The sequence below is a fragment of the Ureibacillus manganicus DSM 26584 genome (assembly GCF_000772945.1).
Classification (GTDB): Bacteria; Bacillota; Bacilli; order Bacillales_A; family Planococcaceae; genus Ureibacillus; species Ureibacillus manganicus.
This window is the reverse complement of sequence record NZ_JPVN01000036.1, coordinates 1-22,307: the sequence shown is the minus strand read 5'-3', so window position 1 is coordinate 22,307 and position 22,307 is coordinate 1. Positions and strand designations below refer to the sequence as shown.

Here is a 22,307-nt window from a genome sequence, read left to right as displayed (position 1 = left end):
AAAAGACTGCAGGCAAACTCGAAATTTTCGAGTTTGTCTACAGTCTGAGGCATTAATCCTTTTTTGGATTAATGCCTCGCAAATATTGTAGAATAAATTCACTTTCGCAAATAAAGTACAGGAATTCGCAAGTAACTTTCCTGTTACTGCAAATAAACTATTGAAAACCGCAAGTAATTACAAATCCGCAAATAGTCCCCTGATTCTCGCAAGTAACTCTCCGATTTCCCCAAGTAAACTTCTGAAAACCCCAAGTAACCTGCACTTTTCTGCAAGTATTTCCAACTCACAAGCACTATAAATTCCTTACAAACATCCCGTCCACTTCAACGGTCTTAAATATATTAATAAACGCCTTTTCATCATGGCTACGAACAATCTTCTTTACTTGCGACATCTCATAACGTGTCACTACCATCATTAAAATTTGCTTCTTCTCTTGAGTGTACCCTCCGTACCCTTCCGTAACCGTAATTCCGCGGTATACGTTTTTCAGTAGATTTTCTCGAATACATTCACCTTTCGTTGTAACAATCTGCATTGTTACTTTGATGTGGCTCGTATGGATTTGATCAATTACAATACCAGATAAGTAAATCGATAGAAGTGTATATAAAGCAATCTCCCAATCAAAGAACGCACCTGAAATTAGCACAATGATACCGTTCATCGCTGTTAAAAGAAGACCAACACTAAAATTACTTGAACGAGAAACAATAATTGCAATGATATCTAGCCCACCAGAAGTACCAGAATACTTTAATATTAGGCCTACACCGACACCTGCGATAATTCCCCCAAAAATCGTTGACAGCAAAATATTGTCCGTCACAGGAGCGACTGGCACTAAAAATAGGAAAACAGATAAGGAAACCACACAAATAATTGTATTCACCGTAATCGTTTTTCCAAGTTTATAGTATCCAAGAATAATTAATGGTAAGTTAAGCAACAAATTCATTAACCCGATATTAAAGGGAGTTATTAACCCTATCAAAATGGCAATTCCACTAATTCCTCCACTTAAAATCTCATACGGAACAAGAAAGGAATTAAAAGCGAACGCAACAATCAATGAACCGAAAATAGCAATAATATATTTCATCCCATTGAACCCCCTTTAACACTATTTCTAAAGATAATAGCTTACAATCATCGAACTCCTACTTTTTTTACTTGTGCATCCCCAAATTGTGTAATTAAAAGCAAAGGTTAAAACCCTTGCATATGTTACTTTATCTACCTAATTACAGCGACTGTTTTATAACAGTTTTTTCTTGATAATTTCAATCTAGAGGAATTAATTTTACGTGTCAATAAATTATCTAATTATAGTAATATTTAAATAATTTAGAAAATACTAAAAACATTTAACACTAATAAAAACAGGCATTAATCTCTAATAGATTAATGCCTCCGAAAGTTCAACACTATTTCTTAATGAATACGCGAGAATAATATACTAAAATAATAAATACAACGTAAAGAAAATTTATAAAACTCCTACGCTGAGAAATTTCCAGTTTGAAAAGGTCCTTATCATAGGTAGAAAAAAGCCCATCCATACGTTTGGATGGGCCTTACTTATTTGTAGATTTTAATCCTTCCAATAAAAGATCGCATCAAAAATTTTATACTGACTGGGTCTTGTGAAAGTTTCAATTTTTGCTTTGAATGGCAGTGGTTGCTCCAAATAGCCTTTTTCTAAAATAGTGTACCCTGCCTGTTCTAGCTTCTGCTTAATTTCTCGAAATTCATCTTTCATATCATTAGGCGGCTCCGTAATAACACCTCGTGGATCACTCAACATAGTGAATCCACTAAAATATTCATCTTTGATAGTTTCTGTATCTATCTTTGCTTTATAGCGTTGATCATTCCAAATGATCGCCACAGGTGCTAATCGACTAACGTAGATTACAAGCCCTTCGATTTCGGTAGATGTTAGTGAATCTTTCTCTATGTATTTTTCGTTTAACACGCTACCTCCATCTTTCCTATAACAAAAGTAGTCAACATAGGAAGCATACCCACTCCCATAATGGTCGAACATAGCTTCACAAGTGAGTAATTTAGAGCGGTTGAAATTATAGAATAAATCCTTTAGATGCTTTTCAATCTGGTCTGCATCTTTCGTTTCATATGGATAAATATCACCCACTGACTCATTTGAAATCATCATCTGTAACTGCTCATTCGTAAATTTCAATATTATTACCTCCGTGATTGGGCTCGTAATTCGCTGTTATTAGAAAAAACTCACTATATATTAGAAAATCTGAAAGACTTATTAGAAAAAATGAAGTAGTTATTAGAATATCACCTTAATTACTGCTTCGAGCACACTAATATTAGAAAATATCCACTACTTATTAGAAAATTTGAGAGTGTTATTAGAAAAAATAAGGTAGTTATTAGAATCTAACTTAATCTCCCCAACTGAATACTTACAATTATCTATAAACAATTTTGTTGATCTAAAATAAATAAAATAAGTCGGAGATTAAACAGAGTTCATCTGCTCTAATCTCCAACTTATTCTTTCCACCGGTGGCTGTAGTTCACCATCATCAAATCGATAATCCAAAATATATATGTTGAAAAGAAAATTACCTATCATAAATACAATGAGTAATGCAAAGACAATAGTACCCCACAAAGCTCCTACTATTATAATTTTGAAAGCTTTAGATTCAACTAACCGATCTCCCCAATTCATGATCTATTCCCCCTATTAGTTCAGTTTGCCCATGCAAATGAAATATTTGCTTGAGATAAATTCACCTTTTTCGAACAAAATAAACAGTAAGAAGGAGATGCAAAAATGAAAAAAATCATTATAATTCCTGTCCTTTTACTACTATTTACAACTTTAACAACAGCAACTTATGCTGAATCAGAATATTATCAGCCTGCTAAAGAATCCAAAGAAGAAATCGTAATGGACATGTTTTTCACACTATTATTACCTAAAGTTCAAGATGCAGTTTCAAATTATTATTTAGAAGAATATACTGAAAGCCCCACTGTATATCCTTATCAAATAAAAATTACAAACATGGAAAAATCAGGTTTTCTGTTTTCTGTAACCCTTGAAGTTACCCCCGTTTTGGGTGCTCATAACCCAGTTGGAACAGACCAACTTACTTTTACAATAGATCCTGCTGAAACCAAACTTAAAGAATATAAGCATATGGAAAGTTTTGAACTTCCACCACATTTGCAAAATCTTAAAAAGAAAAGAAAATAATTTTTATCTCGTCCCCATGTTTGGGGATTTTTTAGCATGTTGGCTTTTATCCCCTCACCTAAACCTATTACTTAATAAGTATTTGAATCTCATCTTTATTCGCTTCAACTAGGTCATCTAGTAGCTGATTGGCTAATTTATTGTAATTCTCAATATTATCCTAAGGTTCTCCTAAAACCTCCTGGACGTAGGCATTTATATATTCAGCAGTTTCAGTAGTTATTTCAACATATTCCTTGTAATATTCTTCTGGATCTAAACCAAGTTTCTTAGCTTGCGGTTCCACAAACTCGCGAAGGGATTTTGCAAACTCATCATCATAATGGGTAGATGGTGGATAATTTCCAAATGCTTCTTTTATAGATTTTACTTCTTCTGTAACATCAATATTCATTTTTTTGGCTTCTCTCACGACTAGTTTAGCTTTTATCGTCCCATCAATCATATCTAGCACAGCATCATCTGGATATAGAAAACGTAATTCACCAATCGTAATTTCTTCTCCCCTTACAATTGCAGCAACATCTTCATCGTTATACGGAAATGTATTTGAGCAGCCCGCTAATAGTAAGGTAACAATCAAAATATGAGCACAATAGAATCTTTTCAAAACATAGCAACCCCTTTCAAAACTAATGCACTCCTACTAAATGAATTCAACAACGTGGAATGGTTATCCTTTCTGTAAACAAGCAAAAAAGCCCAGTAATTGAACTGAGCGTTTCTCACTATTCTCTTTCAACTAAGGATCGGTTTGCAAAGTTAATCTAAGATTTTTATTCTTTTTAAACCTAAATAATATATGTATAAAAAGGTGAATGGAAATAAATAAGATACGAATGTCCAGCCAATATTCCAACCATTTCCATACTTAACCAGGCCCATTAATAACCAGATACCTTCCGAAATGGTTGTAATTAAAGTAAAAAGAAAAATTACAAAATACGGACGTTTGTATTTTCTTAAAAAATATATTGAATAAACTCCTAACACTGAAAATATACCCAAAATAAACGGGATTGTAGGTAAATGGCTTTTATCGAATGGGGAAACACTCCAAAAACCAAAGTATTCTCCAATTTCATTTACTGTAAATCCAACTACACTAGAAAATGAGCTGATTGTAAGAACAAGCCTCTTATCTTTTTTGAATATATGTAACATACACACAATCCACGGGATTACAAAAGCGAGAGTTATATTTAATATCATTTTTTTCAACCCTTATATAACATTATCTTAATAGAATGCCCAAAATAATGTCTTTTAAACTTTTTACTAGCAATGTTGTACACAGTTAAACTATAATCTTCAATTTAACTGCCACAATAATTGAAAAAGAAAAAGAGCTGCAAAAGCAACCCTATACTTAAACTAAAGCCCTCTCAATAATTACTTACAGTATTTTATATTATTTCTCAGTATACTTGGTCCTAACTTTCCAGACTTTGAATTAGAAAGACGCACCTCTACTTCTACATTTTCTATATTCGCTGTAATTTCATCAAATCTTCCAGCCCAAGTTGGACTATCATTTTCTGAGGAAGGATTAAGTTTAAAACGCCAACTAATTTCATCTGGTATAAAAGTAAAGCCTTCATAGCTATCATAATCCAAAAGAGGATGGTTCTGGAAGATGTACCCCTAGAATACTTATATTCGTTCGTGCAAAACTTGGCGGACGTAACTGCACTTTATAAACCAATGCTACACCTTTAGCATTTGTAAGTTTCTTATCAATTGGTTCCAAAACCATACTACAAGGCATTGATGTTGCCTTTGAATATGAAGGACAAATAACAAATATTGAGATAATAGATAACACCAAAATAAATTGTTTCATATAACACCTCTTACAATTCTTTTGGTTAATTTACCCTCATTATGCTCTAAATATTAATAGTCCTTATTCAGTATCTATCCCGTTTATCAACGTAAATTTCTTCACAATTCGCTACTTTGATTTTCTCTTTTCGAGACTCAAACTGATAAACATCAATAGAAATGAGATTCCCATTATTAATGGGGAAAAGATTAAAATCCAAGATATTGTTGAGATTTCACCATTTCCAATAGGACCTACTTTTGGTCGATATAATTCATAAATATTTAAAATAAATATAACTAGGCTGAAAACTGCACCAAATAAAACTACATATCTCGCCACTTTTTCTCACCCCTAAGTAATGCTCTAAAACACATTAGTTTTCCCTTCTCAAAGATATCCTAACAATTTCTTCAATGACAGATTTCACTTCTTCGTTATCTCGAATTATCAACAAATAGTCTGCTTCCCCTTCTTTTGGATCTACTACATCTTCATGTAACGATTCGGCTTGTTGCCGCATAAGCACTTGTTCAAAATTAGTATAGGCACCCCTAAAGATATTTGTTCTACGTGTACTATTGATAACCCGCTCTTTTAGAATTTCATCTGGGATATCAAAGTGAACTAAGATACGGGTAAATTTTTCTTCATCGTATACTTCTTCAAGCAAATACTTTCTACCTTTACTAGTTCGATTTGCACTGCTAGCAATTATATTAAGATCCGTGTTTTCTATTGCATAATTAGCAATTAGCTTGGAGTTAGAATGTTTAAGAGTATTAGGTCCAGTTTTTGGTTGTAACTTTTGGTAATACTTATTAATAAATTCAGCATGATTATCCTGATCTAAAACAAATGAGTTTTCTAATTCTTTTTCTAAATCTATTGCAAATGTACTTTTTCCACTATGGGTCTTGCCTACAGTAATAACAACTAACCTTTTCACTAAACTCCCCCCTTTAACTCATATGCAATTTCCAACTACACTACCATTTTTGTTCAAAACCTTAAAACAGGCATTAATCCCTTTTAGATCAATGCCCACGTTTGTTCAAGTAATCTATCATTTCGTCTTTACTTTTTATAATAACTAATTTGTTTTTATAAGGACTCAGCATATCAAATATTTCAGGCTTACTCTTAGTATCAAACTCCGTATTGTATTTATATAAAGTTTGTAAGATTTTGAATGTCGGTTTATAGTTTGATTTTTCGATACCCATTTTTTGCTTAATATATCTCTTAATGATCCTGAATCTTCTTGTAGAAAGATTCGTTTCTAGAAATATAATTATATCTGCACTTTCGAAGCAAGGAGATACCCATTTATGATGTACGCCTTCAACTATCCAGTGATTACTACTTATAATTGAATTTAAATACTCATCTCGTTCTTGATCAGTTCGTTTAATATCTCCCGTTTTCAATCTTTTCCGAACTACATTATCCAATTCATAATATGGAATGTTTAACTGTTTAGATAAAACCTTAGCTAAGGTTGTTTTGCCACTACCAATCGATCCTATAATATGTATTCGATTTGGAATAGGATGATGCTTATCCATAGAACCACTCACTTTTTTACACTTTAAAGAATCTTCATTAATCAATTTTTTAGAAATAACGCAGTCAAAAAGTCAGGTACACCAAAAGTATCATTTGGCTGTTCAATTACTTTCATTTTCCGTATTTCAACTTCCTTGAAATCCCTAAATATAAGCCTTAGCTTTTCCTCTGTATATCCCAAACCACCCATGAGGCTTCTCGATCTATAAACTTCCCAATCCGATATTTCTGCCCCACCAAATTGCCCACCTTCTACAAAACAGGTGATTGCAAAGTACCCATTAGGTTTTAAAGCCCTGTTCACCAAATCTATGTAACTCATTCTTCTATGGGGAGCAATATGGTGGAAACAACCTGCGTCATATACAATATCGTACTTGCCTTCTTCTATATCTAAATCAAAGATATTTTCATTCATAAAGTTTATACTGACATTTTTCTCGTTTGCTCGTTCTTCTGCCCATTTAATAGATTCTCGGGATAAATCCACCGCATCAACCGTACAACCTCTTTGAGCAAAATAAATCGCATTTCGACCAGGCCCACACCCCAATTCTAAAACATTCCCTGGCTTTAAAATGTTATTTTTAAAGTAACTCACTAAATTTTCATCGGGGACATCGGTGAAAAAAGGAATACCTTTATTGCGGTCGGAATAGAAATTATCCCAAAATTCCGTAGGCTCTCTTAACAACGAATCTAGCATCTCCAAAAGATCATCATAATCATAAATAGTTTCTTTCATAACTTACCCCCTAGTGTAGGATTAATTTAGAATTTCAACTAACTTCTGTACCAATCCGCTTTAGAATAGGATTTTGGTTGATAATATCTTCTTCTCATTATCAAAATAATGTCCCATTTTCGCAGGATGAAATAACAAATGATTAATATAAGGATGATTAAACTTCCAAATACAAACTGGGCATACGATTCTGGTACTTGGCCACTCAAAAATACAGACATGGGTATAAACATAGACGAAGCTAGGACTACCATGTGTACGAAAGTTACAAAGTTTACTCCGTACCATGAAATATCATATTTTGCTATCCATTTGATTAAGAGTAAATAAGAAACTACCAAAATTAGCACCATCACCGCATAAATTCCCCAAATGTCTCTAGTAATAATTGATTCTAAAAAGAGTCCATAAGTTATAAGCATTACAAATGCGATGAATGCTAACAAAGAATATTGAATAAATTTGACTATTGATACGATTATCTTCATTCCTCTCTATAAACATACCCGCTTATGAAGTTTGGATAAGGGACACTTCTATTAAATTAAATGAATCAACACGAGGATTCAGATAAATCATCTATTTTTTCTAAAAATCTCTTAACCTCTCTCGGTGATTTTAATATGATGAAGTTTTTCGTTTTCGGTAATTGTTCAAGTTTTTTTAGTATTCCAGGTCTTTTTGTCTTTGGAAATTCCCATAACCATTTTAAAAACTCTATGTCTAATTTTTCTTCACAGCCTTCTCCCATATCTGGCCTTGTTTGATTTCGATATTTCACCATTCGTTTGAAAACACGGTAAACACAAATTGTTCTCGGAAAATCTAGAAAGATGATTGTATCCGCTGCCTTCAGCCTAATATCCATTGTCCCACTAAAATGCCCGTCAATAATCCATTTTTCTTTTTTCACTAAATCCATTTGTATGCTCGCTAGTTCTTCCCTTGAAATACTCACCCAATTTGGTTTCCAAAAAAAAGAATCTAGATGGTAAACGTCGATTTTTAGTATTTCTCCTAATTGCCTCGCAAGTGTCGATTTCCCCGAACCACCCGAGCCAATCAGCGCAATCCTTTCCATAACATCCCCCTTATAACCACCCATTAATTCGTTTTTCAAATCCGTGGTAAGGCCAAGCAACAATGGCCTTTTTTTCTCCCACTTGTAAAACTAATTCTTGAAATAGCAAATCACCTAAAAAGTATCCTAATCGTGAGTATCCAAATTTACTTCCCCCATTGATGGAGAACCACTCACGAAACATCTCCAACGGAGTACAATTTTTTAGCGCTTTTCCAAATTCATATTTAATTTCTTGTTTGTGTAGTGATGCGAATTGCAGCCATTCGTCTCCACTATCATCATATGAAAAATAAATAGAGGGACTAAGTCCAGGTACTGTTTTTCGTGAAAAATGTGTGGCTACTCCTTCTTGAAAAAGCCAAGTAAGAGGGCTATTCCAATCCACTTTAGACCAGTCATTACCAGCTTCTTTTGAAAGGATATTATGAGTTAGATGACCGAATTCGTGAGCGATTATGACTTTTAAATGGATGGATTCTGGTGATAATCTTTCCAAAGCAAAGGTAACATTAGGGATTATTTGTCTATAAGTATAGGCATTTGAACCGAAGCCCCCGACGATTAAGTTAACATCTATTGGAAATGTAACATCGTACAAATTCGAATAATTCTTCTCTACTTCATTTATAAGTGGAACAATCTTTTGGTGTATTAACTGGATGGCATTAAATACTTGAGGATACCTCTGAATCGATTGATAATGTCTTTCTTCGGTATCTTTGCAATGATATAAAAAGTATTCCTTAAATATATCTGAAAACTTACTATAGTAGCTACGCAAGAAGTTAATTGAAGGTTGATAGTTATCTAAAAAGTGCGGTACTGTATCTACAATTTTCATTTACATCCCCCTTTATTAAGCATTGGTCTTAAAATGGACTGCCTAGTTATCACTTTAACTTCCACATACAAGATATTAATCCTTCATTGAAATAATACCCTGTTTGTTTATGTGCCAATTGCATTTATCTACTATATTCCTTACTTCCTAAAGTTAACTTTACAAATTCATTAAATGCCAGTTCTTCTTCAAAAAATGGATAGTGATTACTTTGTTCAAATGCCGTAAAGGTTGCATTTGGAATTAACTCTGCAATTTCAACCCCAAAACGATATGGGCATTGAGCGTCGTGCACCCCGGAAGATACATACGCTGGAATTGAAACTTGTTTTAATTGTTCAGTGACATCATAGGTTTGGCAATCCACTTTTCTAAAGTAATCAAGTCGTGGACCCACCGTTTTGCCACTATTCGGTTTTTCGTACGCTTTATCTAAATTCTCTGCTTTGTAGAATGACATTAACGCCCATTCTCTTGATAATTTTTGTCGTTCTTCCACTGGTAATTCCGAATCATTAAATAAATTCATGATTTCGCGAATTCGGTTGAAATTTGGATTTTGATGATTATAAATACTATCAGGATCTGTACTATAACGTACACTTGCGGCTGCACCACTTACAATAATTTTAGTCAGTGAATTTTCCTTTAGTACAGCATACTTTAAAGCGAGCATTCCCCCTGTAGAATGACCACCGAAAGCCCATTTTTCAATTCCTAGAGCTTCTCGGATCGCTTCTAAATCTAGGATTGTTTCATCCATACTATATTCATTTTCGTTTTGTGCACTAACCGAATTACCAGCACCTCGAACATTAATTAAATACACATGATAATACTCTGTGAATGGATTCGCAAAAGCATTTCCTCGGCTATCATACTCACTGTATAAATGCGTTATTGCTAGTGGTTCTCCCTCTCCCTTTTCGAAAATCTCAAACGTGCCTCTACTTGTTTCAATGAATCTTTGAGTCCACATTACTTTCTCCCCTTTATTTAAGAAGTAGAATTAATAAATCGTTCATAAATTAACTTCTGCAAAAAGTGTATAAATCCTTGTAAATCTACGAAATGGTTAGTTGAAGATTAATTTACATGCGCGATTAACTAACAGATACTATCCTAATTAGTTCCATAGTAGCCCATCCATGGTAACTGTTAATATAAATTCTGAATTGTTAAACTATAAATAACTTCCAAGAATATACTTGAAACTTAATTCTATCAGGAGGGATACAAATGGAGCATAAGTTACATTTATTTCCGTATCAAGTGAATGTAGTGGTCGAAGAAGTTTCTGAGGTGCCAAAAGGAATTGAGCTTATTGCAGCACCAAAAATTTGGGAGAAATCTAAAGGCAATGGAGTTACTATTGCGATATTGGACACAGGTTGCGACGACACCCATCCTGATTTAAGCGCGCGTATTATTGGTGGACGGAATTTTACCGGTGATGACAATGGAAATCCAGATGTATTTACCGATTATAATGGCCATGGAACTCATGTGGCCGGCACAATTGCTGCAGTCCATAATGGTTCAGGAGTCGTTGGTGTTGCACCTGAAGCAAACTTATTAATTGTAAAGGTGCTTGATAGAAAGGGTTCAGGGCAATACGACTGGATCATCAAAGGAATTAACTACGCAGTGGAACAAAAGGTGGATATCATCTCCATGAGTCTTGGAGGTCCTTCAGATGTACCTGAGTTACACCAAGCGATTCAAAACGCAATTGCTAATCAGATTCTAGTCGTGTGTGCTGCGGGAAATGAAGGAGATGGACAAAGTTCTTCAGATGAATTCGGCTATCCTGGTAGCTACAATGAAGTGATCAGCGTCGGTTCCATTAATTTGCAACGAAATTCTTCTAGATTCTCAAATTCAAATAATGAAATCGACTTAGTAGCCCCTGGTGAAGAAATCCTTTCTACGTATTTAAATGGAACGTATGCCAAACTAAGCGGAACTTCAATGGCAACTCCGCATGTATCCGGTGCACTTGCACTCATAAAAGATATCGCCAACAAAAACTTTGAGCGAAATCTCACAGAAGCGGAACTCTATGCACAATTAATAAAGAGAACGATTCCATTAGGAAACTCGCCAAAACTTGAGGGTAACGGATTGCTGTACTTAACAGTAGAGGAATACTTATCGGAAGTTTTCAACGAAAAATTATCTGCACAGTTGTTGAATATATAATGGCAAAGATAAAATTGCTACATTCTGAATGGGAATCGGCAAAGGCGGACTTTTTAAACTATGCGGAAGATCGTCCCTATTATGATGAAAAGAAAGATAGTGAAATTAGGGATGAATACTATCGAAGCATTTCATTCACGGATACTAATCTTTTCGAAAGCCTTCAAACTTTGCTCGAAAAAACACATACAAATCAGTTAAACTATAGCCCCCACCGTTATGTGTACCCTTGGGTTGATTTGCAGGAAAATGGAACATTGAAAAGTCTCTATTCTGGAAATGGGATGGATCCCCTTTCTGTTATAGAGGAAGACATTCAGATTCTAGAAATGCAGGCGGGCGGGTTAATTAGCATTTTATCGGATGCTCAATTTAATTGTGAACATGTCGTGCCGCAATCTTGGTTTGATAAAAATGAACCGATGAGAGGCGACTTGCATCATCTATTTGCCTGCGAACCTACTTGCAATAGTAGTCGCAGTAACTATCCTTACTATGATTTCGATGATTATATCCCAGAAGGTTTGATTTTAGGAATCAAAGATGGCTGCGGCAAGTCAGAGGTAGGAAAATTTGAACCAGAATACGGCAAAGGAATTGTTGCTAGAGCAACACTTTACTTCCTCATTCGCTATCCAAACAAAATAGAAAGCGAACTTGTGGATGTTTCATTACTACTTAGATGGCATCAAACATTTCCGGTATCCATCTATGAAAAGCATCGCAACCTTGCGATCCATGAACTTCAAGGGAATCGCAACCCGTTTATCGATTTTCCGGAGATCGCTGAAAGGATCCTTAAGATAGAAAAATGAAATAATCAACCTAACTCTACTACGGGCATAAATCCATTTTTTGAGACAGTTCGGCGGCTTTTCAATCTTCTACTGTCTTATAAATTTTACTTTTAGGACAGTACGTGGGGATTTTCACCCCCTACTGTCCAATAAACCCTTCTTTTAGGACAGTACGAAGGAATTTTCACCCCCTACTGTCCAATAAACCCTTCTTTTAGGACAGTACGACAGCATTTCAACCCTCTACTGTCCAATAAACCCTTCTTTTAGGACAGTACAAAGGAATTTTCACCCTCTACTGTCCAATAAACCCTTCTTTTAGGACAGTACGACAGCATTTCAACCCTCTACTGTCCAATAAACCCTTCTTTTAGGACAGTACAAAGGAATTTTCACCCTCTACTGTCCAATAAACCCTTCTTTTAGGACAGTACGACAGCATTTCAACCCTCTACTGTCCAATAAACCCTTCTTTTAGGACAGTACAAAGGAATTTTCACCCTCTACTGTCCAATAAACCCTTCTTTTAGGACAGTACGACAGCATTTCAACCCTCTACTGTCCAATAAACCCTTCTTTTAGGACAGTACGACAGCATTTCAGCCCTCTACTGTCCCATAAATCACCTTTTCTTCGATTGAAGTTATAGAAAAAGCCCTTAGTACGCAATCCCTACTCGCGCTTTTATATATTCATTACTTTGAATCTGCTTATATGTAAACTCCGCAGTATCTGGTACGTGAATTTTTGTTCCATCAACCGGCAGATAATCACGTTCTACTCTATACTCACCTAATCTTTCTCCATCCGGTAGATACGTTGGACATACAATCGTCCAGTCCAGTATGGATTGTTTAAGCAAATCGTAAACTTTATGATGTTCTTCTGCTGCACGAGTTAATTTCCGTTTTGATTCACTTGATTGGTAACGCAGTAACTCTGGAGTAGCTCTACTTTGTAGAATCCCCGCCGTTCCTACAGTTACAATACGGCTAATCCCCTCGTTTTCCATCGCCTTAATAATATGCGGCATACTTTCTGACAAAGTTGTTGTTCCATCAGTATTTAGCGCACTAATGACAACATCAATACCATGCATTGCTCGATCGATATCCTCTTTATTTAAAACATCACCTTGAATAATCTTTAAATTTTCATTATTTAATTGAATCTTCTCTGGGGTACGAACGATTGCAGAAACATGATGCCCGTCATTAACAGCAAGTTTAACTATTTCACTTCCTACTCGGCCAGTCGCACCTAGAACTAAAATATTCATATGTATAATAAGCCTCCTTCTACATAAACACTCATTTAGAGTTTATCTTGTTATATCTATTTCAACTACTAATAAGAATCTAAAACTCCAACAAAAGCACAAACTCCGTTTAAGAATGAACTTAAACAAAAAAGAGCAGTTGTCCTCATTCTCGAACAATGCCCTCTCTAGTCATGATAGTTATATATCTACAAAACACTTATCACCTATTATCTGAAATTACCACAAAACCCAGATAAATATGCAGCGCCATTACAATTACCTAGTAATCCTAGTTTCTCCCCCACTTATGCAGAGTAAGGTTTGAGAGTGTAACCTCAATGATAGGATCTTCAGCAATATCTATCGTTACCTCCGTATCTTGTGGAATTAAATACAATCCGAAGTCATCCCCATCATTATAGTTAAGTCCAGATGTACCAGATTCATATACTTTAAAAGTATGGCCACGATAAGTTGCAGTAGCATTAGCTTCGAAATTGTAAGTAAAACCGCCCTGTACACGTTTATGTTTAGTAGCTGAGACTAGTGATGCGCCATGGAAGTTATATTTTCCACTTGCTCGAAAATGCACTTGGTAGTCTGTGTCATTTCGATCAATTACTTCAGATACGTAAATCTGATGTTCCCCATCATCGTAAAGAACTTTCCCTTCATTACTTTTAGGATCACTCAAATCAATCGTTACAGAATACTCCCCATCGATAGTATCATGCTCCAGATAATAACCCTCTACATTATCAGCAATATCGCCAATCCCATAAAACCATAAATTAATAGATCCAGAGATCCAAAGCAAAAATACAATGATTGGAACGCCTATGAAAATCAATTTTATTAAAAAACCGTTTCCTTTCATCTATCCATTTCCCCATCCTCGTTATTTAATAATGGTCACTCATTGATTACTTCAATTTTATAAGCTTCCTTTTTGCCTTCACCATCTTGAACCCAAACCTTAACTTCTTGATCCGCTTGTAAATCATCAATATGATTCACCTTCCCAACAACTTTTGTATTACCATTAAAGTAAATGACCGGTGAATTGTACTCAGCTTCAGGGTCTACTTTAAGTGGGGCTAAATAAAAATTGCCTTCATTCATTTCACCAATTTTTCCGTGATAATCCGCTCTGTTTAAGAAAAGGATTGTAACAGTTAATATGAAAGTAATTATTAGTAAACTTATGATAATCGTTCTTTTCATCTTTTCCCCTCCCTTACCACCTGTGTATTCACAAAAACTACCTGTTAGTACCATTACTTCAATAAAAATATATTAATCCCTTTTCGATTCGCTACGAGTTACTCACATTTTTCTTTTCTCTTTAATACAAAAATTTCAGAAAAAGTTATCCTTAATGGTAAATGACTTTAAAAACATTAAGATTATAATTGAGGTATCGATGGTAAGGATCCTAATCATGAGTGTCTCACAGTTTTCAACGATTTCTTTGAGACAAAAAACTAGATGGAAAAAATTCTTTCTGGCTGGCTTGCTTCTTTAAATTTTTTTGAAATAGTTTGCGAAAAACTTCACATATTCTATTATTATTATTTTTTAACCATACTTGTGAAACATTTCACATATCCTCATATTTTTTTAATCATATTTGTGAAATATTTCACATAGATTGTTTTCTATTATCAAACATTAAAATACACATATTGAAATCAGGAGCTGATTAAAATGAGTAAACGTTTTGATGAACAAGTAGTTATTATTACAGGTGCTGGATCTGGATTAGGTGAAGCCGCTGCTTTGCAAATCGCTAAGGAAGGTGCCAAGCTTACATTAGTTGACTTAAACACAGAAGGATTAGAAAAAACAAAAGAGAAAATTTTAAAAGTTGCTCCAGAAGCCGAAGTACTATTAGTTACTGCAAATGTGGCAAATGAAAAAGAAGTTAAAAATTATGTAGATAAAACAGTTGAAATATTTGGAAGAATCGATGGATTTTTCAATAATGCAGGAATAGAAGGAAAACAAAATCTTACTGAAGATTTTGGTTCAGAGGAATTCGACCGAGTAATTAGTGTTAACCTTAACGGTGTATTTTACGGAATGCAATATGTATTAAAAGTGATGAGAAAACAAGGTTCAGGTTCAATCTTGAATTGCGCTTCTGTAGGTGGTATTCGTGGTGTTGGTAACCAATCAGGATATTCTGCAAGTAAGCACGGGGTTATTGGATTAACAAGAAACTCAGCAATTGAATACGGCCAATATGGTATTAATATTAATGCCATTGCACCAGGAGCGATTATGACAGCAATGGTTGAAGGTTCACTTAAACAAATGGGCGGAGACAATTGGGAGGAAGTTGGGAAAGAATTTGTTAAACCAAATCCAATGAAACGCTTTGGACGCCCTGAAGAAGTTGGATACTTAGTAGCATTCCTACTATCTAATGAAGCTACTTTCATCAATGCAACGGTTGTTCCTATTGACGGTGGACAATCATATAAATACTAGTGTTAAATTGCAAATTGCATGTATAAAAGACTTTATTAAGATAACAATTTAATTTGATTGACCTATACAATGTCCATAAATTACTGGAGGATTTTAAAATGGCTAAATTACAAGATAAAGTTGCGATTATTACAGGTGGGGTTTCAGGTATTGGTGCGGAGACAGCAAGACTTTTTGTGAAAGAAGGAGCAAAAGTTGTTCTTGTTGACTGGAATGACCAAAATGCTAAATCTTTTGTTGACGAATTGACAGGTCAAGGTGGCGAAGCAATTTTTGTAAAAGCGGACGTTGCAAGTGAAGAAGATGTGGCAAATGTTTATAAAGAAACTATCGATACTTTTGGTAAGGTAGATATTTTATTCAATAACGCTGGGATTGGCGCAGTGAAACCAACGGAAAAATTAACTTATGCTGAATATCGCAAAACAGTTAGTGTCGACTTAGACGGTACGTTTTTAGTTGCTCAATTAGCGATTAAAGAAATGTTGAAAACTGGCGGTGGCGTCATCGTTAATACTGCTTCAATGTATGGTTGGGTTGGGTCTCCAGGAAGTGCAGCTTACAACGCAGCAAAAGGTGGAGTAATTAACTTAACTCGTTCATTAGGTCTTGAATATGCGACTCGTAACATTCGCGTAAACGCACTTTGCCCAGGTTATATCGATACGCCAATTATTCCTGAAGATTATAAACAAACTTTAAGAGACGTTACTCCAATGAAGCGTTTAGGTACTTCTGAAGAAATGGCAAAAGCAGTATTATTCTTAGCTTCAGACGATTCTTCATTCATGACTGGAAATACATTAACAGTTGATGGCGGCTTCACAGCTCAATAATTAATATAGCAAATCCCTTAATGTGGTGCGAAAAACACATTAAGGGATCTTTTCATACGGACTTATATGCTTTATATTTATTCTCATTATAATCTTTATACTCTAAACCTATTATCTCACCTGACAAAGAGTAATTGAATGTGAGTTGTTCATTAATCATTTCCGTCAGAAAAGTCGTATTAGATGAATTATGACTGACTGGAATTAGCTTAAATTTATATGGTACCCCGTACATTTTAGGAACTGTTAAATATAGCTCCCCCCTTTTTATAGAAATGTCTAAAACCTTATTCTCACTATTTTCAATCATATACTTCCCAGCAAGTAGCTCTGGAGTTGTAAAACTAATTTGTTTTGAAGAAAGAGGCATTGTTACTTCTTCATCAAAAATCACCTTTGCCATTTCATGAGTTAAATATGAAACAGGGGTAACATTCATATTGCTTAGAAAAATGATTGTCACTTGATCATCTACAAATCTTGAAAACTCGCTACTATAACCACTGATATCTCCAAAATGGTGCAAACATTTTCTACCTAACTTTTCAGATACCATCCAACCACAAGCATATGATTCAAGGTATGGAGTCATCATTTTTTCCATTAATTCTTTGTTAAGCAGTTGATTGGAGTTTAATGCTCGATCCCAAAGGAATAAATCCTCCGTCGTTGAATATAAACCATAGGCTCCTAAAGGAAAAGAGAGATCTGCGTATGCAGAGTGAATTGGTTTTTCCCAAAATGAATAGCCAGAAGCTAAATCTGTAACTACCTTAATACCATCGTCACAACCTGTATTCTTCATGCCTAATGGCCGACATATGTTTTCTTGTATGTACTCTGCATAAGATATTCCTGAAACTTTTTCTATAATTGCTGTAAGTAGTGTGTATCCTGAGCTTGAGTATTCATATTCCTTCCCCGGTTCGAAGTTCAAATCAAGATCTTTGAATGACTCAATTAGTTCCTTTAATGTCATTGGAAGCCTCATTGTTTTAAACCAAAAGTCGGGAAAACTTGTGTAATCTTGAATCCCTGTAGTATTTGTTAAACAATGATAAATCGTAATCTTCTCACCATGCGAATAATTAGAAAGATACTTCCCTATGTAATCATCTATACTTAATTTCCCTTTTTCATGCAATTGAAAGATCGCCATAGCTGTAAAAGCCTTTGTAAGTGAACCAATGCGAAATTTAGTCGTAGGTTTATTCGGTACAGAATGCTCGAAATTTGCCATGCCAAACCCTTTGTTTACAAGAATTTCCCCCTTCGAAGCGATTAAAATAGATCCATTCAAATAACGATTTTCTTCATATCTCTCTATCCACTTACCTATTCGTTCCTCAGCTGCCATCTAATTTCCCCCTAAAAGTCCGTGCTAAAATATTTTCATTAATTTCATTCAACAAAAAATCATTGATTCCTTCTTAAATTAACGTAGAAAAATAGATAATGAACTATACTCAACTCATCTTATACTGTGTAAAATAAGATATAAAAAAGGAGTTAGATAATGAAGTTAGAAACTCAAAGACTAATAATTACGCCTTGCACGGAAGAACAATTGCAGATTCTTTCAACTTCAGAAGAATTTAAAGTTGGTCCTCATATAAATCAGTATTTAGAGGACTTAAAAAAGGACCCTTCTCTTTTAGGCTGGGGTGTGTGGCTTGTTATCAGTAAAGAAGATAACACGATACTTGGTGATATTGGATTTAAAGGAAAGCCTAATTCAGAAAACATCGTAGAAGTAGGATATGGAATTGTCCCTTCTGCCCAAAACAAAGGCTATGCAACAGAAGCAGTTAGCGAAATTATTAAGTGGGCTTTCACTTTTAAAAATGTAGAAAAGATAGTTGCTGAATGTAGGATTGATAATGTTGGGTCGATTAAAGTGTTAGAAAAACTGCAAATGAAAAGAACAGACATTGTAAATAATATGTTGAAGTGGGAATTGAATAAAATTTGAAAAATCCTGCATGTTTTATTCAATAAAATATAGGCATTTCCTATTAAGAAATGCCCCTGTCCGTTTCTAATATTTTAAAGCTGCCGCCCAGAATAACAGGTAAATCGGGGCAATAATACAACTAGCTAAAAAAACTATTGCAATAATTATCGGCAAAGTTGTATCCATACCGACAGCACTTCTAAGGAACGCTTCGTTAACAAATATAAAGGTAATGGCCCCAGCGTATTGAATTAGTAGCATAACCTTCTTAGCCTTGGCATATTGTATTTCCTTATTTTCCTCAGTTAAATTAATATAGTTCAAATTCTCTGGATTCCTAACTACTAGTTGAATGAGAAACCAGAACAAAATACTTATAATCGGCATTATAATCAGTAAGTATTTGGAGCCCCAATTATCAGATTGATTATTACTAAAATGAATAGCAATTTCATTTGGTATGTCTGACCAAAGTGATAACAAATTAAACCCGTGATAAACAACAGCGCAAATAGAGATTATCATAAGAGTTATTTTGAAAGTTTGATTTTTCATATAGCTCCCCCCTTCCTATATACTTATGTGTAAATATCGAAAGGTATTAAAATTTTTCCCTCAGCTTCCTGCATCCAGACTAATAATATTAGAAAAAAATCACTACTTATTAGAAAACCTGCGGGGCTTATTAGAAAAAATATGGAGTTATTAGAATTTTCCTATGCTTCTCGCATCCTGACTACTAATATTAGAAAAAAATCACTACTTATTAGAAAATCTAAAGGCTTATTAGAAAAAATCACTAGTTATTAGAATCTATCCTTATCTTGCATAAATAAATAATTCTCACTTTAGTTTATAAAACTATGTTCCTTGCTAGTTTTATCAAATAAATCAATTCTTTCTTTAGTAATTTCGCTGTCAGCATGCTCCTGCCATTCAACAATCATGTAAATAGCACTTACATCACTAAGCGTAACGGGAGTTCCCTTCTTATCAAAATATGTCCCACCATCTATTGCTCCAGTGTTTTGCTCAGCGATATTAAATCCTGGGCCTGATACTGAACCTGTATGCACTACTCTATCTTGATCATACATCACGACGTGTGTTTCGAAGCTAAAATAGTGTGTAGTATAGTTAGTTTCATTTTTGATTTGTAAAGTTCCGTGACCCGCAGCAAATCTTTCTGGAGTGATTACAATTTCGTATCCAGTTAACTTCCACTTCTGACTTTCTCCCATCAACGATAGGTAGTAATGTTTTTCCGTACCCATACATCCAGAAAGTATAAAAATTAGAGATAGTACTAATACCAAGGTTCTTTTATTTTTCTTCACCACAATATCTCCTTAGTTACATAGTAGCTTTATATACTAGAGCATCAGAAGACTTTCAGTATTACAAAATTAATAAATTTATTAAATCGTCTTCTTAAAACAAATGATACGGTTAGCCTCTGTAAACCCCAATTTCAGATGCGTGGCTAAGCTTTCTTCATTGTCCAATTCACAGTCACTGGCAAACTCACGACACCCTTTGTCCTTGGCCCATTTTTCACATGCACTCACTAATTCTCTAGCAATTCCCTGTTTGCGAAATGCCTCTTTGACATACAAGCCCTCTAAATACCCTACCGGACTAGAACTTGTTCCTTCCACATAATCATATCGTAATTGGCATTGGGCAAACCCCACAGCTTCTCTATCCTGATACGCTAGCATAACTGTTGCGTCAGGTTGAGCAATCAATTCTTTCATTTCATGAATAAATTCCTCTAACGTGTGATTTGGCCATAGCAATAGAGCAAGTTGCGCAGCATCATTAACCTCTTGTAAAGTAGCCTTCTTTAGCATATTGGACCTCCAAATTTTTAAATTTTCAATATCGGCCATTCTCTATTTCATATACTTAGCAACTAGTAAATAACTTCTTTCTTTTGTTAACGTTGCTTGTGTTGCGACATATTCTAATGCTTCATAGGAACCACCACTGTATTTTAGCGAGGATTCTTTGGCGGTTTCATCTCTATAGATAATCCAGTTTCGTTGGTCTTCTCTAAGTTGGTCCATCTGTTCTTTATCTAACTGCTCGATTAACACACTATAAACCTCATTCAATACTGAGTCCCACTTGTTATATCTTTCTGCCTCTTGTTCTTCTAATCCTGCAATTGTTGACGCTGGTTCCAAGTTTCTATCGGCTTCTTCCATTTCGTTAAGTTTCTTGAGGTAGTTATCTTTAAGGCTGGCAGCAACTTCAGTGGGCTTGCTTGTTTCCGAGGATTCGCCGTTTGAAACTATGGATTCATCCGTTTTAATGTCTTCTACGATAGTTGGCTCAGAGCTGTCCTTAGTTTCTGGAGCAGGATCTTCAGTTTGAGATATTGTGTTATTTGGTTCAGTTAATGAATTGTCACACCCGGTAAGAATTAATAGCAATACACCGGTTGCAATGAAAAGTTTCCATTTAGTTGTCATAGTTAAAACTCCTCTGAAATTCTATCTCTATTGCTCATGTACTTTTAGAGCTTCTAAGTAGACTTTACCATGTTTTGTATATATTTATAAAAAATTGGACATGTATTTGGTAGTTTAATAGTCTATGACAAATCAAAAACCGAACTAAAATACTGAAACTCTAATACGTTTCGTATTCGTTCGGTTTGTCTATTTGCCTTCTGTAGGGAGTTGCTTAATCGCCAAATCTTCATAGTTATTCCCAAGCTGCTTAAAATTAAATTTCACGAAACACTTTTCGCCCAAAGTGTCTCGTTTTATGACCCTGATGTCACACTAACTACTTCGTAACCTTGTATTCCTTTTCAGTGCCATCTGTGAATTTCACTTCTAACTCAAATGTTTTATAATTCTCATCTAAATTAAATGCATTCATTACTTCTGATATGACTTCTTCATCAGATGTATTTTTATCGAACTTTAGTGACTCAAAGATCGGGCTTAACACTGCAAATGCTTCGTCCCCTTTTAACTGACTGTTTTGTCGATCGTCTTTGATTTCAGCTTCCATCCCGTTTTGTTCATTATCATAATCGACGTCGTATTCTTGGTTATTCTCATACTCTACATCTAAATCAAAGTTCGTAAAATTAAAAGCAGCATTTGTTGTTTGAGTCGTGTTCGTTGCTGTTTGACTTGTTTCGCCTTGATTATTTGTTGTTGTATTATTAGTTTGGTTTTGTGTATTCGCAGTAGTTCCTTCTACAGGAGCATTGTCAGGCACATCCGTCACTTTATCGTCATTTCCACATCCTGCAAGAAAAATTGCTAAAACTGGTACGGTAAGTAATACTGTTCGTTTTTTCATCGTTACATCTCCTAGTGCTTTTATGTTTCAGTATTTATATATAAATATAATTTTATACTTAAACAAAAAGGTAAAATTAATAGAGTAGGGTGACCATTTTCATGGCCACCCCCTCATCAAACCGTA

The 22,307-nt window shown here is 34.8% G+C and carries 28 protein-coding genes and 1 pseudogene; 6 read left to right on the top strand and 23 right to left on the bottom strand.

From position 1 onward, the window contains the following. Positions 1–295: 295 nt before the first annotated feature. From CD29_RS18005 to CD29_RS17995, 3 genes are all read right to left on the bottom strand, one after another. Positions 296–1,105: a YitT family protein gene (locus tag CD29_RS18005; protein ID WP_036190024.1), complete on the bottom strand. Its 810-nt coding sequence runs from the start codon at positions 1,103–1,105 to the stop codon at positions 296–298. A 492-nt stretch (positions 1,106–1,597) separates the two neighbouring features. Then, positions 1,598–2,209: a hypothetical protein gene (locus tag CD29_RS18000; RefSeq protein WP_036190022.1), complete on the bottom strand. Its 612-nt coding sequence runs from the start codon at positions 2,207–2,209 to the stop codon at positions 1,598–1,600. Between the two features lie 294 nt (positions 2,210–2,503). Continuing rightward, entirely contained in the window at positions 2,504–2,719 is a 216-nt protein-coding gene (locus CD29_RS17995; RefSeq protein WP_036190020.1) for a hypothetical protein, read from the bottom strand. 105 nt (positions 2,720–2,824) lie between these two features. Here CD29_RS17995 and CD29_RS17990 point away from each other — a divergent pair, with 105 nt between their 5' ends. Next, positions 2,825–3,250, top strand: coding sequence for a DUF3888 domain-containing protein (locus tag CD29_RS17990; protein WP_052124244.1), 426 nt, complete (start codon positions 2,825–2,827; stop codon positions 3,248–3,250). Between the two features lie 160 nt (positions 3,251–3,410). On the opposite strand, the gene CD29_RS17985 is transcribed toward CD29_RS17990, so the two are convergent. The 11 genes and pseudogenes from CD29_RS17985 to CD29_RS17935 form a co-directional block, all read right to left on the bottom strand. Beyond that, the gene (locus CD29_RS17985; RefSeq protein ID WP_235801865.1) at positions 3,411–3,860 is read right to left on the bottom strand and encodes a hypothetical protein; all 450 of its coding nucleotides are present in this window, start codon (positions 3,858–3,860) and stop codon (positions 3,411–3,413) included. Between the two features lie 152 nt (positions 3,861–4,012). Continuing rightward, positions 4,013–4,462, bottom strand: coding sequence for a CBO0543 family protein (locus CD29_RS17980; protein ID WP_036190018.1), 450 nt, complete (start codon positions 4,460–4,462; stop codon positions 4,013–4,015). Positions 4,463–4,642: 180 nt separating this feature from the next. Beyond that, positions 4,643–5,093 (bottom strand): annotated as a pseudogene (locus CD29_RS17975) (hypothetical protein). A gap of 111 nt (positions 5,094–5,204) precedes the next feature. Further along, positions 5,205–5,417, bottom strand: a complete 213-nt coding sequence (locus CD29_RS17970; protein ID WP_036190016.1) for a hypothetical protein — start codon at positions 5,415–5,417, stop codon at positions 5,205–5,207. A gap of 34 nt (positions 5,418–5,451) precedes the next feature. After that, positions 5,452–6,024, bottom strand: coding sequence for an AAA family ATPase (locus tag CD29_RS17965; RefSeq protein WP_036190014.1), 573 nt, complete (start codon positions 6,022–6,024; stop codon positions 5,452–5,454). Between the two features lie 88 nt (positions 6,025–6,112). Continuing rightward, positions 6,113–6,643: an AAA family ATPase gene (locus CD29_RS17960; protein ID WP_036190012.1), complete on the bottom strand. Its 531-nt coding sequence runs from the start codon at positions 6,641–6,643 to the stop codon at positions 6,113–6,115. A gap of 41 nt (positions 6,644–6,684) precedes the next feature. Next, entirely contained in the window at positions 6,685–7,389 is a 705-nt protein-coding gene (locus CD29_RS17955; RefSeq protein ID WP_036190010.1) for a class I SAM-dependent methyltransferase, read from the bottom strand. Positions 7,390–7,427: 38 nt separating this feature from the next. Next, entirely contained in the window at positions 7,428–7,877 is a 450-nt protein-coding gene (locus CD29_RS20355; protein ID WP_140422921.1) for a hypothetical protein, read from the bottom strand. A 65-nt stretch (positions 7,878–7,942) separates the two neighbouring features. After that, positions 7,943–8,470 carry a DNA topology modulation protein gene (locus tag CD29_RS17945; RefSeq protein WP_036190006.1) on the bottom strand — a complete coding sequence of 176 codons (528 nt, stop codon included), beginning with the start codon at positions 8,468–8,470 and terminating at the stop codon, positions 7,943–7,945. Between the two features lie 10 nt (positions 8,471–8,480). Next, positions 8,481–9,314, bottom strand: coding sequence for a hypothetical protein (locus tag CD29_RS17940; protein ID WP_036190004.1), 834 nt, complete (start codon positions 9,312–9,314; stop codon positions 8,481–8,483). A 124-nt stretch (positions 9,315–9,438) separates the two neighbouring features. Further along, on the bottom strand, positions 9,439–10,293 hold the full coding sequence (locus CD29_RS17935) for an alpha/beta fold hydrolase (protein WP_036190002.1): 855 nt from the start codon (positions 10,291–10,293) through the stop codon (positions 9,439–9,441). A 260-nt stretch (positions 10,294–10,553) separates the two neighbouring features. Here CD29_RS17935 and CD29_RS17930 point away from each other — a divergent pair, with 260 nt between their 5' ends. Both CD29_RS17930 and CD29_RS17925 read left to right on the top strand, forming a co-directional pair. After that, positions 10,554–11,516: a S8 family peptidase gene (locus CD29_RS17930; RefSeq protein WP_036190000.1), complete on the top strand. Its 963-nt coding sequence runs from the start codon at positions 10,554–10,556 to the stop codon at positions 11,514–11,516. Beyond that, the gene (locus CD29_RS17925; protein ID WP_036189998.1) at positions 11,516–12,331 is read left to right on the top strand and encodes an endonuclease I family protein; all 816 of its coding nucleotides are present in this window, start codon (positions 11,516–11,518) and stop codon (positions 12,329–12,331) included. Before CD29_RS17930 ends, CD29_RS17925 begins: the two co-directional genes overlap by 1 nt. A gap of 640 nt (positions 12,332–12,971) precedes the next feature. Here CD29_RS17925 and CD29_RS17920 read toward each other — a convergent pair. The 3 genes from CD29_RS17920 to CD29_RS17910 form a co-directional block, all read right to left on the bottom strand. Further along, positions 12,972–13,592, bottom strand: coding sequence for an NAD(P)-dependent oxidoreductase (locus CD29_RS17920; protein ID WP_036189996.1), 621 nt, complete (start codon positions 13,590–13,592; stop codon positions 12,972–12,974). A gap of 271 nt (positions 13,593–13,863) precedes the next feature. Then, entirely contained in the window at positions 13,864–14,451 is a 588-nt protein-coding gene (locus tag CD29_RS17915; protein WP_036189994.1) for a hypothetical protein, read from the bottom strand. A 35-nt stretch (positions 14,452–14,486) separates the two neighbouring features. Next, entirely contained in the window at positions 14,487–14,798 is a 312-nt protein-coding gene (locus tag CD29_RS17910; protein ID WP_036189992.1) for a hypothetical protein, read from the bottom strand. Positions 14,799–15,281: 483 nt separating this feature from the next. Between CD29_RS17910 and CD29_RS17905 the strand changes: the two genes are divergently transcribed. Together CD29_RS17905 and CD29_RS17900 are read left to right on the top strand one after the other, a co-directional pair. Continuing rightward, the gene (locus CD29_RS17905; RefSeq protein ID WP_036189991.1) at positions 15,282–16,067 is read left to right on the top strand and encodes a glucose 1-dehydrogenase; all 786 of its coding nucleotides are present in this window, start codon (positions 15,282–15,284) and stop codon (positions 16,065–16,067) included. Positions 16,068–16,165: 98 nt separating this feature from the next. After that, the gene (locus CD29_RS17900) at positions 16,166–16,903 is read left to right on the top strand and encodes an SDR family NAD(P)-dependent oxidoreductase (RefSeq protein WP_036189989.1); all 738 of its coding nucleotides are present in this window, start codon (positions 16,166–16,168) and stop codon (positions 16,901–16,903) included. Between the two features lie 52 nt (positions 16,904–16,955). Here CD29_RS17900 and CD29_RS17895 read toward each other — a convergent pair whose 3' ends face one another. Then, on the bottom strand, positions 16,956–18,260 hold the full coding sequence (locus CD29_RS17895) for a serine hydrolase domain-containing protein (RefSeq protein WP_036189986.1): 1,305 nt from the start codon (positions 18,258–18,260) through the stop codon (positions 16,956–16,958). A gap of 159 nt (positions 18,261–18,419) precedes the next feature. Here CD29_RS17895 and CD29_RS17890 point away from each other — a divergent pair, with 159 nt between their 5' ends. After that, positions 18,420–18,875, top strand: a complete 456-nt coding sequence (locus tag CD29_RS17890; protein WP_036189985.1) for a GNAT family N-acetyltransferase — start codon at positions 18,420–18,422, stop codon at positions 18,873–18,875. A gap of 66 nt (positions 18,876–18,941) precedes the next feature. Here the strand turns inward: CD29_RS17890 and CD29_RS17885 are convergent, their stop codons facing one another. From CD29_RS17885 to CD29_RS17865, 5 genes are all read right to left on the bottom strand, one after another. Beyond that, positions 18,942–19,412, bottom strand: a complete 471-nt coding sequence (locus tag CD29_RS17885; RefSeq protein WP_036189983.1) for a DUF1648 domain-containing protein — start codon at positions 19,410–19,412, stop codon at positions 18,942–18,944. Positions 19,413–19,705: 293 nt separating this feature from the next. Beyond that, a complete protein-coding gene (locus tag CD29_RS17880; protein WP_036189981.1) occupies positions 19,706–20,194 on the bottom strand; it encodes a hypothetical protein in 489 nt (162 codons plus the stop codon). Positions 20,195–20,275: 81 nt separating this feature from the next. Continuing rightward, the gene (aac(6'), locus tag CD29_RS17875; RefSeq protein WP_036189979.1) at positions 20,276–20,710 is read right to left on the bottom strand and encodes an aminoglycoside 6'-N-acetyltransferase; all 435 of its coding nucleotides are present in this window, start codon (positions 20,708–20,710) and stop codon (positions 20,276–20,278) included. Positions 20,711–20,752: 42 nt separating this feature from the next. Beyond that, a complete protein-coding gene (locus CD29_RS17870) occupies positions 20,753–21,334 on the bottom strand; it encodes a lysozyme inhibitor LprI family protein (RefSeq protein WP_036189978.1) in 582 nt (193 codons plus the stop codon). Between the two features lie 319 nt (positions 21,335–21,653). Next, the gene (locus CD29_RS17865) at positions 21,654–22,181 is read right to left on the bottom strand and encodes a YusW family protein (RefSeq protein WP_036189977.1); all 528 of its coding nucleotides are present in this window, start codon (positions 22,179–22,181) and stop codon (positions 21,654–21,656) included. Between the last annotated feature and the right edge of the window lie 126 nt (positions 22,182–22,307).